This is a genomic window from Brevundimonas sp. AVps7 (assembly GCF_058681545.1).
Genome location: NZ_CM178742.1, coordinates 780,111 through 795,477, shown reverse-complemented (window position 1 = coordinate 795,477; position 15,367 = coordinate 780,111). Strand labels below are relative to the sequence as shown.

Genomic DNA, 15,367 nt, shown 5'->3' with positions numbered 1-15,367 from the left:
CGCGCGCCGCTGTGTCCCCCGGTCTGCGCCGCGAAGTCGCGGCTTGCCGGAGGGTGACGAAAGTTGTGGGGCTACGGCATCAACAGCCGGCGCGGCCGTTGCAAGCTTGCCCCCGGCTCGTAGGCGCCCGGACGACGACGGGTCAGGGCGATGGCGAAGCCCATGGTCAGCCCCATCGCCATCATCGAGGAGCCGCCGTAGCTGATGAAGGGCAACGTCATCCCCTTGGTCGGGATGAGGTTCAGGTTCACCGCGACATTGATCGAGGCCTGCAGCCCGATCAGCATGAACAGGCCCGCCGCCGCCGTCTGTTCGAACGGGTCATTCAGCTTCATCGCCCGGCCCATGCCGCGGAAGACGATGAAGGCGTAGAGGCCGATCATGACGAGGCTGAGGACCAGGCCGAACTCCTCGGCGCCGACGGAATAGATGAAGTCGGTATGCAGGTCGGGGACGGAGCGTTTCATGACCCCCTCGCCCACGCCGCGTCCGACCAGGCCGCCGGCGCGGATGGCCTCCGAGGCGCGGTCGATCTGGTGGGTGTCCTCGACCCCGGGCGAGACGAATTTGGCCACGCGCGACTGGACGTGGGGGAAGAGCAGATAGATGGCCGTCATGCCGGCGACGAACATCCCGCCCAGCACCGCGACCCAGCGCAGCGGGACGCCCGCCATGAAGAAGACGGCCATGAAGGTGGTGGTGATCAGAAGGGTCTGGCCGATGTCCGGCTGGATCAGCAGCAGGGCCACGGTGACGACGTAGAACCCAAACGCGATGGAGACACCGGGCACGCCCTGTCCCTTCTGGCCCTCCGCGAACATCCAGGCGGCGAAGACGATCAGGCTGGGCTTGGCGAACTCCGACGGCTGGAGGCTGAACGGGCCGAGGTTCACCCAGCGGGCCGCACCCTTCACCGTGTCGCCGATGAAGGGCAGCAAGGCCATGACGACGATGGCGCCGAGCAGACCGAGCAAGGCGATGCGGCGGACGCCCCTTGGCGACAGGAGCGACATGGTCAGCATCAGGCCGACGCCGCCGCTGGCCCAGACGATCATGCGCCAGGAATAGTGGAAGGGGTCGGTGATCGACTCGTCGGCCAGGATGGCGGCGGGCGACGAGGCGAAGGACAGCATGACGCCCAGACCCATCAGCGCCAGCGCCGCGCCGAGCAGGCCGCGATCCACCGTCCAGAACCACTGGGCGATCGGGCTCTGGTCGTTGCGCGAGAAGGGATGGGAGTAGACGGCCTGGGTCATGGTTTCTCAACCATGAACGGAAGGGGTAGCTCCGAGGTTAAGAACGGCGGCGCGGAAGGCTTCTCCGCGCGCCTCGAAGTCGGGGAACTGGTCGAAGCTGGCGCAGGCGGGGCTGAGCAGGACCACCTGATCGCCGCCGGCGTTTGCCGCATCGGCGGCCGCAAGGGCCACGGCTGTGGCCATGTCCCCGGCGATGACGTGGGGGGTTTCGCCGAGCGCAGCGGCGAAAGCCTCTGCGGCCTCCCCGATCAGATAGGCCCTGGCGACTCGCGGGAAGATGTCGGCCAGTTCGGCGATGCCTCCGTCCTTGGCGCGACCGCCGGCGATCCAGAAACTGGTCGGCCAGGACATCAGGGCCTGACGCGCGGCGTCCGCATTGGTGGCCTTGGAGTCGTTGACGAAGCGGACGTGGCCGAGCTGGCCGACCGTCTCCATGCGGTGGGCGAGGCCGGGGAAGGTCATCAGGCCTTCGACGGCGGCCTCGTGCGAGACTCCGACGGCGCGGGCGGCGGCATAGGCGAAGGCGGCGTTCTGGGCGTTGTGGCGGCCGGGGAGCGAACGGGCCGGGGCGAGGTCGGCGATGGCGACGCCGTCGGCGATCAGCTTGCCGCCCGTCGCATCGACGATGATGAAACGGCCCGCCTCGAAGGCCGGGATATGGTCCGGCAGGCGTTCAGCGAGCTCGGCGACGGGGACGCCGCCGGTGGGGTCTATGAACTGGGGCGGGGTGCGGGTGGTGATGGTGCTGATGCGCAGACCGCGCCAGTTCAGGGCGTTGACCGTGGTCCAGCCCCAGTCGTCGTCGACGCCAACGAGGGCGACCTTCTCCGGCGTCATCTCCTGGAACAGACGGGTCTTGGCCAGCACATACCCGCCCATGCCGCCGTGACGATCGAGGTGGTCCGGGCTGATGTTGGTCAGGATCGCGACGTCGGGGGCGAAGGAGGTTGTCAGGTCGAGCTGGTAGCTGGAGACCTCGATGACATAGGCCTCGACCTCGGCCGGCGGCGGCAGGGCCAGGACGCCGATGCCGATATTGCCGCCGACGGCGATCTTCATACCCGCCTGTTTCAGGACCCAGCCAATCAGGGCCGTGGTCGTGGACTTGCCGTTGGTGCCGGTGATGGCGATCACCTTCGGGCGCAGGGAGGCGGGGGTGGCCTCGATCGCGCGGGCGAACAGTTCGATGTCGCCGATGACGGGGACGTTGGCGGCACGGGCCTTGTCGACCGTCCAGTGCGGCTTGGGGTGGGTCAGTGGGGCGCCGGGCGAGAGGACCAGGGCGGCGAACCCGGACCAGTCGGCGACGGTCAGGTCTTCGAGCACGAAGCCCTCCGCCTCGGCCTGCATGCGCCCGGAGACGCCGTCGTCCCACAGCACGGGCTCGGCCCCGCCGGCCTTGAGGGCGCGGGCGGCGGTGATGCCCGAGCGGCCGAGGCCGAACACCGCGACTCGTTGGCCCTCGAAACCGGGAACCGGGGTCACGGCTCTAGCGCAGCTTGAGGGTGCTAAGGCCGATCAGGGCCAGCATGGCGGCGACGATCCAGAAGCGGATGACGACCGTCGATTCCGGCCAGCCCATCTTCTCGAAATGGTGGTGGATCGGGGCCATCAGGAAGATGCGCTTCTTGGTGGCCTTGAAGTAGGCGACCTGGATCATGACAGAGGCGGCCTCGATGACGAACAGGCCGCCGACGATGCCGAGGACCAGTTCGTGCTTGGTGGCGACCGCGATGGCGCCGAGCGCGCCGCCCAGGGCCAGGGACCCGGTGTCGCCCATGAAGATCTTGGCCGGGGGGGCGTTGTACCAGAGGAAGCCCACGCCCCCGCCGATGATGGCGGCGCAGAAGATGGCCAGTTCGCCCGAGCCCGGCACATGGTGGACGCCTAGATACTCCGAGAAAACGAAGTTGCCGACGAGGTAGGAGATGACGCCGAAGGCCGCCGCCGACATCATCACCGGAACGATGGCCAGGCCGTCGAGGCCGTCGGTCAGGTTCACCGCATTGGAGAAGCCGACCAGGGTGAAGGCGGCGAAGGCGACGTAGAACCAGCCGATGTTCAGCAGCACGTCCTTGAAGAAGGGGAAGGCGATCGAGGTCTCGAGACCCGGGGAGGTCGGGGACTGGGTCATCCACAGCACCACCAGCACGCCGGCGATCACCGACACGACGAGCTGGGCCGCCAGCTTCTGTTTCGAGGTCAGGCCAGCCGAGGTCTGTTTCGTCACCTTGGCGTAGTCGTCGATGAAGCCAAGCACGCCGAAGGCCGCCGTCACGCCGGAGACGATCCAGATATAGGGGTTCGTCAGGTCGCCCCACAGGAAGACGGCGACGGCGATGCCCGCCAGGATCATCAAGCCGCCCATGGTGGGGGTGCCGACCTTGGACAGGTGAGAGACCGGGCCGTCGGCGCGGATCGGCTGACCCTTGCCCTGTTTGACCCGCATCCACGAGATGAAGCGACTGCCCATGGCGACGGCGACGATCATGGCGGTGGCCATGGCCAGGGCAACGCGCACGGTCTGGTACTGGACCAGGTTGAGCAGCGGGTACTCGTTCGCGACGTCGGCGTAGTAGAGATAGAGCAGGTAAAACATGGCGGCCCCCGGGTGTCTCTAGCGCTCTAGCGCTGCAAGGGCCGCGGCCACAAGCGATGCCTTGGACCCGTTGGAGCCCTTGACCATGACGATGTCGTCCGGCCCGACAAGATCGCTCGCCTGAGCGGCGAGATCGGCGGCGCTCCCGGCCCAGACGCCGCGACGAGCAGGCGGCAGGGCTTCGTAGAGATGGCGCATCTCGGGCCCGGCGGCGTGGACGATGTCGAGGCCGGCCTGGTCGATCGGCGCGGCTAGGCCGGCGTGCAGGGCCTCGGACTGGTCGCCCAGTTCCAGCATGTCGGACAGGATGACGATGCGACGCCCGCCGGACACCACCGGCCTGGCGCCCAGGGAGCGGAAGCCGGCGGTCATCGACAGCGGGTTGGCGTTGTAGCTCTCGTCGATCAGGGTGAAGGCGCCGCCGGGGATGCGGACGGCGCGGGTCTCGCCCCGGCCCTTCAGCGGCTGGAAATCGGCCAGGGCGGCGAGCGCCGTCTCGACCGGCACGTCGAGCGCGTCGAGCATCAGGATGACGGCCAGACTGTTCAGGCCCCAGTGGAAGCCGGACTGCTTCAGCGGGAAGACGTGGCTGCGGCCATAGACCTCGGCGGTGACGACGGCGCCGTCCGGATTGGGGGTGAAGTCGATCAGGCGGGCGTCGTGGGCGGGCTCGGACCCGAAGGCCGCGACGCGGGCGCCGACATGCAGCGCCGCCTGACGCAGCATGGGTTCCCACGGATTGTCGCCGTTGATGACGGCCAGCCCGCCGGGGCCGAGCCCCTGGAAGATGGCGGCCTTCTCGGCCGCGACCCCGGCCTCGCCGTCGGCGAACGCCTCGATGTGGACGGGACCGACCGTGGTGACACAGGCGGCGTGCGGCTGGACCATTCTGGACAGGGGCGCGATCTCGCCCGGCGCGTTCATGCCGATCTCGAACACGGCGCGTTCGACCGACGGATGCATGCGGGCCAGCGTCAGGGGCACGCCGATATGGTTGTTGTAGCTCTTGATCGAGGCGTGGGCGGGACCGGCGAGGTCGAGACCGGCCTTGATCGCCTGGGTCACGCTGGTCTTGCCGACGCTGCCGGTGACGGCGCCGCGACGGACATGGGGCGCGCGGTCGCGGGCGGCGGCGCCCATGGCCTCCAGAGCGCGCAGGGTGTCGGGGACGACGATGCAAGGGCCGCCGTCGACGGGGTGTTCGACGAGCGCTCCGGAGGCTCCGGCGGCGAAGGCGGAGCCGGCGAAGTCATGCCCGTCGCGCGCGCCCCTGAGCGCCAGAAACAGCTCGCCCGACCCGATTTCGCGGCTGTTGTAGGTCAGGCCGTCGGCGGTGAAGTCGCCGCCCTCGATCCGCCCCCCGGTGGCGACGGCTATCTCTTGAGCCGTCCAGAGAGGCAGGGTCGTATCAGGCATTTACGCGCAGGGCCTCGGCAAGTTCGGATGCGTCGTCGAAGGGATGAGTCGTCCCGCCCACGATCTGACCCTGTTCATGCCCTTTTCCGGCGACGACGACCACATCTCCGTCGCGCATCATGGCCGTGGCCTCGCGGATGGCGGCGCGGCGGTCGCCGATCTCCATGGCGTCGGGGCACCCCGCGCGGACCTCGGCGCGGATGACGGCGGGGTCTTCAGAGCGGGGGTTGTCGTCGGTGATGATGGCGACGTCGGCCAGACGGCCGGCGATCTCGCCCATCAGGGGCCGCTTGCCCCTGTCGCGATCGCCGCCCGCGCCGAACACGACGATCAGGCGGCCGGTGGCGTGGGGGCGCAGGGCCTTGAGGACGGTTTCGAGGCCGTCGGGGGTGTGGGCATAGTCGACATAGGCCTCGCCCCTGCCGCCGGAGACGCGTTGCAGACGGCCGGCGGCGCCGCTGATTTTTTCAAGGGCGTGCAGAACGCGGGGCGCGTCCTCGCCGGCGGCGATGCACAGGCCCGCCGCGACGAGGGCGTTGGAGGCCTGGAAGGCGCCGGCCAGCGGCAGGAGCACGTCGTGACGGTCCCCGCGCACGTCGAGGATCAGGCGCTGGCCCTCCGGCACGGCACGACGTTCGACGAGGCTGAGGTCCCTGCCCCGCTCGCCCACACCCATGACGCCGAGGCCGGACATGATCGAGGCGGCGGCGAAGGCGTTGTAGGCGTCGGAATCGGCGTTGAGCACAGCCGTGCGGCCGCGCGGCAGCAGGGTCTCGAACAGGCGCAGCTTGGCGGCGCGATAGGCCTCCATGTCGCCGTGATAGTCGAGGTGGTCCTGGGTCAGGTTGGTGAAGGCGGCGGCCTTCAGCGTCACGCCGTCGAGGCGGCGCTGGTCGATGCCGTGGGACGAAGCCTCCAGCGCCAGATGGGTCACGCCGCCCTCGGCCAGGGTCGCCAGCAGGCGGGCGGCGTCGCCGGCGTCGGGGCTGGTCAGGCCGGGCGGGGTCAGGCTTTCCGTCTTTACGCCGGACTGGGCCACCACGCCGAGGGTGCCCATGCTGGCGGCCTTGATGCCCATGGCCGCCCAGATCTGGCGGCAGAAGGCGGCGACCGAGGTCTTGCCGTTGGTGCCGGTGACGGCGACGCAGGTGGCGGGCTGGGCGCCGTAGAAGCCGCGCGCGGCGAGCGCATAGGCGCGGCGGACGTCGCCGGAGCGGACCAGAAGGGGCGCGAGGTTCTCGGGCGTGTCCTGCGGCGCAAGAACGGCGGCGGCGCCCTGCGACAGGGCCTGGGGGATGAAGGCGCGGCCGTCGGCGGCGTTTCCGGGCAGTGCCACGAACAGGGAGCCGGGGGCGACCTTGCGGCTGTCAGCCGTCACGCCCGTAATCATCGGGTCGGTCGCGACGTCGCGGCGCAGGAGGTCGGACAGACGGATCGCGCTCATCGGGCGACCACCGGTGCGGGCGGATCGATGCGACGCTGGACGCCGAGGAAGCCGGCGATGCGGTCGGCGACGCGGCCGACGACGGGCGCGGCGATGGCCCCGCCGAGGCGCGACCCCTGGCTGGGCTCGTCGATCAGGACGAAGACGACGTACCGCTGGGCATCCGCCGGACCGTCGGCCGGGAAGACGGCGGCGAACGAACCGATGCCGTGCGAGGCGTCATAGCGGCCGTTGACCAGCTTGTTCGCCGAACCGGTCTTGCCGCCGACGCGCAGTCCCTCAGCATTCGCCTGGCCGCCCGACCCCCGGAGAACGTTGGCGCGCATCAGTTCGCGCATCGCGGCCGAGGTCTCGGCGCTGACAACGCGATGGCCTTCGGAACCCGCCCCGCCGCGACGCAGCGACAGGGGGCGATAGATGCCGCCATTGACCAGGGCGACGGTGGCCGCCGTCATCTGCAGAGGGGTGATCATGATGCCATAGCCGAACGACATCGAGGCGCGGGTCGAGTCGGACCAGTCGTGCGGACGACGCGGGCGGGCGCTCTCCTTCAGCTCGATCGGGGCGGCGTCCAGCAGACCCAGTTTGGTGAAGTAGGCGCGCATCGTGTCGGCGCCCATTTCGACCGCGAGGCGCGAGGTGCCGATGTTGGAGGAGTGCAGATAGACCTCTTCCAGCGACAGGATCTTGTTGGTCGCGTGGAAGTCCTGGATGCGGCGGTTACCGATCATGTACGCCTGAGAGGCGTCGATCATGGTGTCGAGATCGGCCAGTCCGGTGTCGATGGCGGCGGCGACGGTGAAGGTCTTGAACACCGACCCCATCTCGTAGTGGGCCGAAGTCACCCGGTTCAGGGCGGCGGCGTCCGAGGCCTGGCCCCGGCGGTTGGCGTCATAGGTCGGCCAGGAGGCCATGCCGAGGATTTCCCCGGTCCGGGCGTCGGCGACGACCCCGACCGCGCCCTTGGCTCCGACTTCGGAAGCGACGGCGCCGAGTTCGTTCTCGAGCACGCCCTGGACGCGCAGGTCGATGGACAGGGCGAAATCCTCGCCCCTGGCGCCCGCGTCGCGGATGGCGTCGTTGAAGGCCAGTTCGGCGCCGGAGACGCCCTGCCCGCCCGAATCCGCCGTGCCGATGATGTGGGCGGCCGACGAGTTCAGCGGATAGACGCGGCGATCCTCGGGCTCGAACGAGACGCCGCCGAGGGCGAGGGCGTGGACGGCCTGACGCTCGGCCGGGGTCAGGCCGGGCTGGGCGATCAGGCGCCGGTCGCCGTCGAGCACGCGACGCAGGCGGGTCGCGGAAATGTCCGGCAGGGCGCGACGGATCTGGCGGAAGGCCGCGTCCCTGTCCCAGACCTCGGACGGATCGATGTAGAGACCGTAGTGGGTGATGTTGGTCGCCAGCAGGGCCCCGTTGCGGTCAGTCAGGTCGGCCCGCTGCAGGGCGCCGGCGACGACGGAGGCGCCGTGTCCGCCCCTGGCCCCCAGCAGGGCCGCGTGGGCGGCGCCGAGGACGAGGCCGGCGAACACCACCATGAAGACGGCGCGGATCAGGAAGATGCGGACGCGGGTGTCTTCCTCCGGCCGGGCGTCGGCGCGGGCGCGTTCGAAGGCATGCTCAACGAACCAGACCGCCTCGCCCATCCAGCGGAGCCAGGGCGAAACGGTCGAGGTCAGGGGGCGGCCAACGCCGGGGACGGGGCGGAAGGGGCGCGGATCGTGAACGGTCATCGCTCGACCTCCACGACCGGGGCGGCGATGGCGGCGGGGGCATCGGCCGGTGGGGCTGGCTCGACGGCGGCGGGGACGACAGGCGCGACCGGAGCCGGCAGTTGGACCGGCTTCAGGTTCGCAAGGGCAGTCTCGTCGACCTGACGCTCGGCCTTGACCGGAGCGAGGGCGGCGCCGCGCGACAGGGTCTCCAGACGACCGGGCTGTTCCAGGCGGGCGGCCTCGGCGCGCAGCAGGCGGACGCGCTGGGCGTTCTCGGCGATCTGGCGTTCCAGCTGGCCGATGGCGGCGCTCTCGCGGGCCGCAGCGGCCTTGGCGACATAAACGGAGAAGACCATGGCGGCGACGCACATGACGCCGATGATCTCGATCCAGCGGATGCCGCGGATCTTCCAGTCGAACAGGCGCTGAACCGGATTGCGGGTCATGCGGCCGCCTTCCAGGAAGCGGTCTTCCAGGGGGGGGCCTCGGTGCGGACGGCGGCGCGCAGCTTGGCCGAGCGCGAACGCGGATTGGCGGCCAGTTCGGCCTCGCCGGCCTCGCGGGCGCCCTTGAACTGGAGGGTGAAGCTGGGCTTGCGGGTCTCGATGGCGACCGGGGCGTGGCGCGAGCCGCCGGGGGCATTGCCGCTGCGCTCGGTCAGGAAGGCCTTCACGATCCGGTCTTCGAGCGAGTGGAAGGTGACGACGGCGAGGCGTCCGCCCGGCGACAGGGTGCGTTCGGCGGCTTCGAGCCCCTTGGTCAGTTCGCCCAGCTCGTCGTTCACGGCGATGCGCAGGGCCTGGAAGGTCCGGGTCGCAGGATGGGTCGGGGCGCCGCGACGGCCGCCAAGGGCCTTCTCGACCACGTCGGCAAGGTCGAGGGTGCGGGCGAAGGGCTGGGTGGTGCGGCGACGCAGGATGGCGGTGGCGATGCGGCCCGACTGACGCTCGTCGCCGTATTGCTTGAGGATGTGGGCCAGGGGTCCGTGGTCCCAGCCGTTGACGATGTCGGCGGCGCTCTCGCCCTCACTGGACATGCGCATGTCGAGCGGCCCGTCGCGCATGAAGGAGAAGCCGCGCTCGGCCTCGTCCAGCTGCATGGAGGAGACGCCGATGTCGAAGACGGCGCCGTCGAGCCGGACCTCGCCCGTTTCGGCGAAGGCGTCGGACAGGCCCGAGAAGGCGGTGCGGACCAGCTGGAACTGGCCGGGATAGTCGTTGGCGACGGCGTCGGCATGCCGCTGGACCGTCGGGTCGCGGTCGAGGGCGATGACCCGGGCGCCAGTCGCGAGGATGGCGCGGGTGTAGCCGCCGGCGCCGAAGGTGGCGTCGATCACGACGTCACCGGCCTTCGGGGCCAGGGCCTCGATGACTTCATCGAGCAGAACGGGGGCATGCGGGCCGCTCATGTATCGTTGCCCGGCATGCGGCGGCGCGCGGTGTCGCCGCGTTCGCGCATGGCCTTGCGTGCCAGAACCCGGCGCTCGTCCTTGCGGGCGTTCCAGCGGGCGCGGTCCCAGATCTGGAACCGGGGACCGAGACCGACGATCACCACGTCCTCGCCGAGGCCGGCTTCCTGACACAGGCTTTCCGGCAGGGTGATCCGGCCGCCGCCGTCATAGGCGAGCTGCTTCTGGCCACCGTAGACAGTCTCTTCCAGCGCCGTGCGCCAGTCGTCGCCGAACGGCAGGGCTTCGATCATGGCGACGTATTCGGCCATCAGCTTGTCGCCGCCGGCCTCGAGGCAGTCGGACTCGACCGAGAAGAAGCAGAAGACGCCCAGGTCGGCGCCGTTGTCGGAGGTACGGAACTCCTGAGGGATCAGGAGACGGCGCTTGCCGTCCAGCTGCTTCTCACTCGTTCCGAGAAACACGCCCGTCCCAATCGAGCCTGTCGGCCCGCCCCCAAGAGTTCATCCCCGCGCCTGAATTGCCGGCGCCGCCAATCCCCGCATCGTTGTTATGGGATAGCATGGGACGGAGTGGGTCTCAATGGGATTGGTTGACGATATTTAACCAAGTTGGGGATGTTGCAGGGCCGCGACAGCATAAATCAGAACATACACAGAACATCGCAAGTATTAACAGGCTGGGGATTGTGCGCCGCGGTTTGGTCGAAGGGGTTAATGCGGGCTGCAATCCTCCCACGTCGGGGGAGGTGGCGCGGCGCTTCTTCAGCGCCGTGACGGAGGGGGCTCGCAGCAAATTCGGTGTCTGGGGTTGGCCCCCTCCACCGCTTCGCGGCCCCCCTCCCCCGATGGGGGAGGAAAAAATGCCAGACGGCCTGTAAGCCGGGTTCTGTCCCGCCCGAAAGCGGTGACGATCATTCCTCTGGACCGCCCATCGCTGAACGGTTCTCGCGACCTACCCGGACGCCTCGGGCGGTGAACCCTGCGGGCGAACCCGCGCGACGTCCCTATTCGGTCTTGCTCCAGGCGGGGCTTGCCATGCCGTCGCTGTTACCAGAGACGCGGTGGGCTCTTACCCCACCCTTTCACCCTTACCCGCGCCGAAACGCAGGAGGTTTGCTTTCTGTGGCGCTATCCCTCGGGTCACCCCGGGCGGGCATTACCCGCCGCCTTTTCACCGTGGAGCCCGGACTTTCCTCGACGGGAGCAAGCCCCGCCGCGACCGCCCGGCCGTCTGGCGCGCGACTGATGGACCCTCTCCGCAGAGCCGTCAACGCGTGGTCAGTCCGCGTCACTGGTCACCCGGCGATATTCGAGACAGAATGGACAGGCTCACAGGACCCACCATGCTGATCCACGCCGCCACGATGGCCCTGACCCTCCTGCTGGCGACCCAGGACGCCCCTGCGGATCGCGAAAAGCAAATCCTGACTGATCTGGGCGCGCATGCACGGCAGATGTGCGAAACCCGCCCCCGTCCGGCCGGCGAAGATCTGGAGGCCTGCGTCCAGCGGCGCACGACCGCGCTGCTGGCGACCCATGGAACGCCGGCAGCGGCTCTGACGGCCGCAGGCGGGCCGCCCGGCGCAAGCGGCACCGGCAGCCTGGGGTTTCCGACCCTGACGCAGTCCATCGAAGCGGCGAACAACGAGAGCACGGCCGCCGAGCCCGCTCGGGAGGCGCCGCCCGTCCGGTGCCGGCAGGAAACCACGCGTAGCCAGGACGGAACCTCGGTTTCGACCAGTCTGGTCTGTGGGAACGGCGGCGAGAGCGAGCAGCGCGTCCGCGAGATGCTGGATGAGACGCTGGACGACGACTAGTTCAGCACCCCGGTGACGCTCTCGGCCGTCGCCAGTTGCAGCACCCCCATCAGCGTGGCCCGGGTCTCTCCGTCGGCGATCCCATCGACCATCGAGGGCCGCCAGTGGCGCTGGAAGGCCTCAACAGTGCTGCGGGTCTCCTCGCTGTATTTGCCGTCCGGCAGGGGCTCGTAGCCGAGGCGGTGCAGGCCGGCCTGAAGCACGTGGACGCCGAGCCCTTCGTCGCCGACGGCCAGGGGCACGCCGAGGGCGGCGATGCGTTCGCGGGCCGGCTCGAACCAGAGGCCCTGGCGGTTTGCGGCGAGGGTCTTCCAGGGGAAGCGTTCGCCGGGATCCTGTTTGCGGGTCGGGGCGACGTCGGAATGGCCGAGGATGCGGGCGTCCTCGATGGCCCACCGTCCACGGATTTCGTCGATCAGTTCGATAACGGAGCCGACCTGGGCGTCAGGAAAGTCGCGGTAGCCGAACTCGTGGCCGGGGTTGACGATCTCGATGCCGATGGAGACGGCGTTGATGTCGGTCTCGCCCTTCCACCAGGACTTGCCGGCATGCCAGGCGCGGCGCTCCTCGGGCACGAGGCGCAGGACCGAGCCGTCCTCATCGACGACATAGTGGGCGGAAACTCTTGCCTCGGGGTCGCGCAGGCGCGCAACGGCGGCCTCTGCGGTCTGCATGCCGGTGTAGTGGAGCAGGACCATGTCGGGCGGGCCGCGACGCTGGTCGAAGTTCGGCGAAGGCGCCTCGGAAATCTTCAGCATTGGCGACCTAGCGCCCGTGACGTTCCCACCCGTAGGCGACCCAGGTGTCGCCGACCTTCTCGGCCTCGATCACATCGTCATTGCGGCGAGCGCGGACGGTGACGCGGCGACGGGCGCGCATGGCGAGACCAGCGAAGAAGATCAGGATGCTGGCGCACAGCGCGATCACGGCGACCGCTGCGGCGGTGAAGACCGCCAGCAGGGCGCCGACGGTCAGGGCCGCCACAGTCGCGATCACGCCACCGAGCCACATGATCGGCGCAAGAAGGCCCTGGGGGCGGCGGCGATTCTGGACACCCAGGGTGGCGAACGGATCCTGCGTCATCTCTGTTCCTTGTCGAGCGTCCCGCAGAACGCCAGAACCCCCAATGTCGGTCCCTTGAGGTGAACCGTCAATGACCGGCCGCTTCACAGGCGAGTGTTAATCGTCGCACCCGGATCGATTAAAGCGGTTGATCGGCGAGGACAGAAGCCCCCTGCCCGCGCATCCGCTCGGTCTCCGCACGCGACAGAATGGCCTGGGCGTGCGGATTGGCCATGACGCCGCCGAAGGCGACCAGCGCCCGGGCGGCCTCGGACTGGACGCCGAAGGCCGACGACAGAGCCTCCCACGGCGACTGGGGCTCGGGGAAGCGTTTGAAGCGGACCGACTGGTTTTCGGGGATCTCAGCCAGCTCGCGCGCCTTGCCGATGGCCTCGGTCAAGCCGCCCAACTGGTCGACGAGGCCCAGGGTTTTCCCTTGCGCACCGGTCCAGATGCGGCCGCGGGCGATCTCGCGCACCCGGGCGATGGGGATGCGGCGGCCGGTGGAGACGCGCTGGACGAACTCCTCGTAGGTACGGTCCATCGAGGCTGAGAAGGCGGCGCGCTGCGATTCGGAGAAGCCGGACGAGGGGCTGAAGGCGTCGGAGTACTGCCCGCCGACCGTCAGGCCGCGCAGGTCGACGCCGAAGCGGCCGAGCGCCTCGGACACCACGAACTTGCCGCCGAATACGCCGATGGACCCGGTCAAGGTCGAAGGCTGGGCCACGATCCAGTTGGCTTCCGACGAAATCCAGTAGCCGCCGGAGGCCGCATAGTCGCCCATGGAGACGACGACCGGCTTGCCCGCGGCCTTGGCCGCGCGGACGGCGGCCAGGATCTGTTCGGAGGCCTCCGGCGATCCGCCGGGCGAGGAGACGCGGAAGACGATGGCCTTGACCGAGTCGTCCTCAATGGCGTCGTAGAGGGCCTCGGCCGTTGCGTCGGACGCGATAGAGGACCCGCCGCCGAAGCCGCCGCCTCCGCCCGTGCCGGTCATGATCGCGCCCTCGCCGCCGACGATGGCGATGGCGTCGCGGCCCGCGCCCATCCGCTCGCCCTGGGACGAGGCGTAGTCGGAGAATTCGATGATGTCGGCGCCGTTTCCGGCGCGACGTTTGGCTTCGGCTTCGGCCTCTTCGACCTGGCCGATCTTGTCGATGAGCTTCAGTTGCAGGGCCTGGGTCGCGGAATAAGGACCGGCCTCGATGGTGGCCTTCAGCGCCGGCGCCTCGACCTTGCGGTCGAAGGCGGCGTTGGCCAGCGCCGAGCCATAGATCGACGTCATCCACGCGGTCATCGCCTCGCGGTGGGGGCCGGTGTAGTCCGACTGGGTGTATTCGTTGACCGCGTTCTTGTACTCGTAGCGCTGCTCGAACTCGGCGCGGACGCCGTATTTCTCGAAGGCGCGCGCCAGGAAGACGCTGTCGGCCGAGAAGCCCGTCGCCTGGAAGTTGGCGGTATTCTGCATCCACAGCTCGGAGGCGGCGGCGCCGACCATATAGCTGGAGATCACCGTGCCGATAGGCTGGAAGCCCTGGGAGTGGGCGATAACCGGCTTGCCCGAGGCGCGGAAGCGGCGGACGGCCTGACGGATCTCGTCGGCGGCGGCGGGCGCAAGGCCCGCTTCCGGCAGGCGGACCAGCAGGACTTTGACGTGATCGTCCTTCTCGGCCTGGGCCAGGGTGTCGACGATGCCGACGACCGAAAGGCCTGAGCCTCCGAAGGCGGCGAATGGATTGTTCGAAACCTGATCGGTGATGCCTTCGCGCAGGTCCAGTTCCAGGACGGCGTTGGCGGGCGTGACCGGCTCGCTGGAGGACGCGGCCGCCGCGATGATCAGCACGATCGGCACAACGACGACGAACAGGATCAGGCCGGTGAAGACACCGAGCACCGTCAGGAAGAATTGTTTCATGGGCTGGGGAGCGTCCGGTCCGGCGGCCAGGGTCGACCTGTCCCGAACATACTGGCGGGGGCGTTGCGGTCAAATGAACGTCGGGTAACGGGGGAATCCGTCAGATGTGGTCATTTCGCATTCGCAGCATCGCGATTGATGGCGGGGCCGGAAATGCCTATATCCCCCGTCTGCGAGCGGGGGCCTATCGCCCCGCGTCACGACTGGACCGCACCTCCCATGCTGGTCACCCTGATGAAGGCCAAGCTGCACCGCGCGACGGTGACCCAGGCCGATCTGGACTATGAAGGCTCGATCGCAATTGACGGCGATCTGCTGGATGCCGCCGGTATCTTCCCGCACGAGCAGGTCGATGTGCTGAACATCACCAACGGCGCACGCTTCACGACCTATGCCATCGAGGCCCCGCGCGGGTCGAAGGTCATCGGCGTCAATGGCGCCGCGGCCCGCCTGGTGCAGAAGAACGACAAGGTCATCATCGTGACCTACGGCCAACTGCCGGCCGAAGAAGCGCGCCAGTGGTCGCCGACCGTGGTGCTGCTGGACGACGCCAACGAGATCAAGACGGCGGCCTGAGCTGAAGTCCTTCTCCCCTTGCGGGAGAAGGTGGCTGAGCGAAGCGAAGTCGGATGAGGGGTCACCCTGACCTCGCTGATGAATGATGCTGAGACCTGAACCGACCGGTGGGGTAACCCCTCACCCGACCGCGCGAGAACGACGGCTACGCCGCCGT

General features: G+C 69.1%; 14 protein-coding genes and 1 other RNA gene. 2 read left to right on the top strand and 13 right to left on the bottom strand.

The genetic code is table 11. From position 1 onward, the window contains the following. Positions 1-71: 71 nt before the first annotated feature. The 10 genes from ACW17Y_RS04000 to rnpB form a co-directional block, all read right to left on the bottom strand. Positions 72-1,256 (bottom strand): peptidoglycan glycosyltransferase FtsW, encoded by a 1,185-nt coding sequence (locus ACW17Y_RS04000; RefSeq protein ID WP_492037492.1) that lies wholly within the window; start codon positions 1,254-1,256, stop codon positions 72-74. A 6-nt stretch (positions 1,257-1,262) separates the two neighbouring features. Next, positions 1,263-2,741, bottom strand: a complete 1,479-nt coding sequence (gene murD / locus ACW17Y_RS03995) for a UDP-N-acetylmuramoyl-L-alanine--D-glutamate ligase (protein WP_492037491.1) — start codon at positions 2,739-2,741, stop codon at positions 1,263-1,265. 4 nt (positions 2,742-2,745) lie between these two features. Continuing rightward, positions 2,746-3,855: a phospho-N-acetylmuramoyl-pentapeptide-transferase gene (mraY, locus tag ACW17Y_RS03990; RefSeq protein ID WP_492037490.1), complete on the bottom strand. Its 1,110-nt coding sequence runs from the start codon at positions 3,853-3,855 to the stop codon at positions 2,746-2,748. An 18-nt stretch (positions 3,856-3,873) separates the two neighbouring features. After that, positions 3,874-5,271, bottom strand: coding sequence for a UDP-N-acetylmuramoyl-tripeptide--D-alanyl-D-alanine ligase (locus ACW17Y_RS03985; protein ID WP_492037489.1), 1,398 nt, complete (start codon positions 5,269-5,271; stop codon positions 3,874-3,876). Next, positions 5,264-6,715, bottom strand: coding sequence for a UDP-N-acetylmuramoyl-L-alanyl-D-glutamate--2,6-diaminopimelate ligase (locus ACW17Y_RS03980; RefSeq protein ID WP_492037488.1), 1,452 nt, complete (start codon positions 6,713-6,715; stop codon positions 5,264-5,266). The genes ACW17Y_RS03985 and ACW17Y_RS03980 overlap by 8 nt, the downstream gene beginning before the upstream one ends. Continuing rightward, entirely contained in the window at positions 6,712-8,361 is a 1,650-nt protein-coding gene (locus tag ACW17Y_RS03975) for a peptidoglycan D,D-transpeptidase FtsI family protein (RefSeq protein ID WP_492038238.1), read from the bottom strand. The genes ACW17Y_RS03980 and ACW17Y_RS03975 overlap by 4 nt, the downstream gene beginning before the upstream one ends. 83 nt (positions 8,362-8,444) lie before the next feature. Continuing rightward, on the bottom strand, positions 8,445-8,876 hold the full coding sequence (ftsL, locus tag ACW17Y_RS03970) for a cell division protein FtsL (protein ID WP_492037487.1): 432 nt from the start codon (positions 8,874-8,876) through the stop codon (positions 8,445-8,447). Continuing rightward, positions 8,873-9,838: a 16S rRNA (cytosine(1402)-N(4))-methyltransferase RsmH gene (rsmH, locus tag ACW17Y_RS03965; protein ID WP_492037486.1), complete on the bottom strand. Its 966-nt coding sequence runs from the start codon at positions 9,836-9,838 to the stop codon at positions 8,873-8,875. Before rsmH ends, ftsL begins: the two co-directional genes overlap by 4 nt. Further along, complete coding sequence (locus ACW17Y_RS03960; protein WP_492037485.1) at positions 9,835-10,302, bottom strand: division/cell wall cluster transcriptional repressor MraZ; 468 nt, start codon at positions 10,300-10,302, stop codon at positions 9,835-9,837. Before ACW17Y_RS03960 ends, rsmH begins: the two co-directional genes overlap by 4 nt. Before the next feature lie 397 nt (positions 10,303-10,699). Beyond that, positions 10,700-11,075: RNase P RNA component class A (gene rnpB, locus ACW17Y_RS03955), an RNA gene on the bottom strand. 108 nt (positions 11,076-11,183) lie between these two features. Here rnpB and ACW17Y_RS03950 point away from each other — a divergent pair. Further along, the gene (locus ACW17Y_RS03950) at positions 11,184-11,657 is read left to right on the top strand and encodes a hypothetical protein (protein ID WP_492037484.1); all 474 of its coding nucleotides are present in this window, start codon (positions 11,184-11,186) and stop codon (positions 11,655-11,657) included. Here ACW17Y_RS03950 and ACW17Y_RS03945 read toward each other — a convergent pair. From ACW17Y_RS03945 to sppA, 3 genes are all read right to left on the bottom strand, one after another. After that, entirely contained in the window at positions 11,654-12,415 is a 762-nt protein-coding gene (locus ACW17Y_RS03945) for a peptidoglycan recognition protein family protein (RefSeq protein WP_492037483.1), read from the bottom strand. The two genes, ACW17Y_RS03950 and ACW17Y_RS03945, sit on opposite strands and share 4 nt — an antisense overlap. Positions 12,416-12,422: 7 nt before the next feature. Beyond that, positions 12,423-12,740, bottom strand: a complete 318-nt coding sequence (locus ACW17Y_RS03940) for a hypothetical protein (RefSeq protein ID WP_492037482.1) — start codon at positions 12,738-12,740, stop codon at positions 12,423-12,425. Between the two features lie 118 nt (positions 12,741-12,858). Then, entirely contained in the window at positions 12,859-14,634 is a 1,776-nt protein-coding gene (gene sppA, locus ACW17Y_RS03935) for a signal peptide peptidase SppA (RefSeq protein ID WP_492037481.1), read from the bottom strand. A 219-nt stretch (positions 14,635-14,853) separates the two neighbouring features. Between sppA and panD the strand changes: the two genes are divergently transcribed. Next, positions 14,854-15,210, top strand: coding sequence for an aspartate 1-decarboxylase (gene panD, locus ACW17Y_RS03930; protein ID WP_492038237.1), 357 nt, complete (start codon positions 14,854-14,856; stop codon positions 15,208-15,210). The last annotated feature ends 157 nt before the right edge of the window (positions 15,211-15,367 follow it).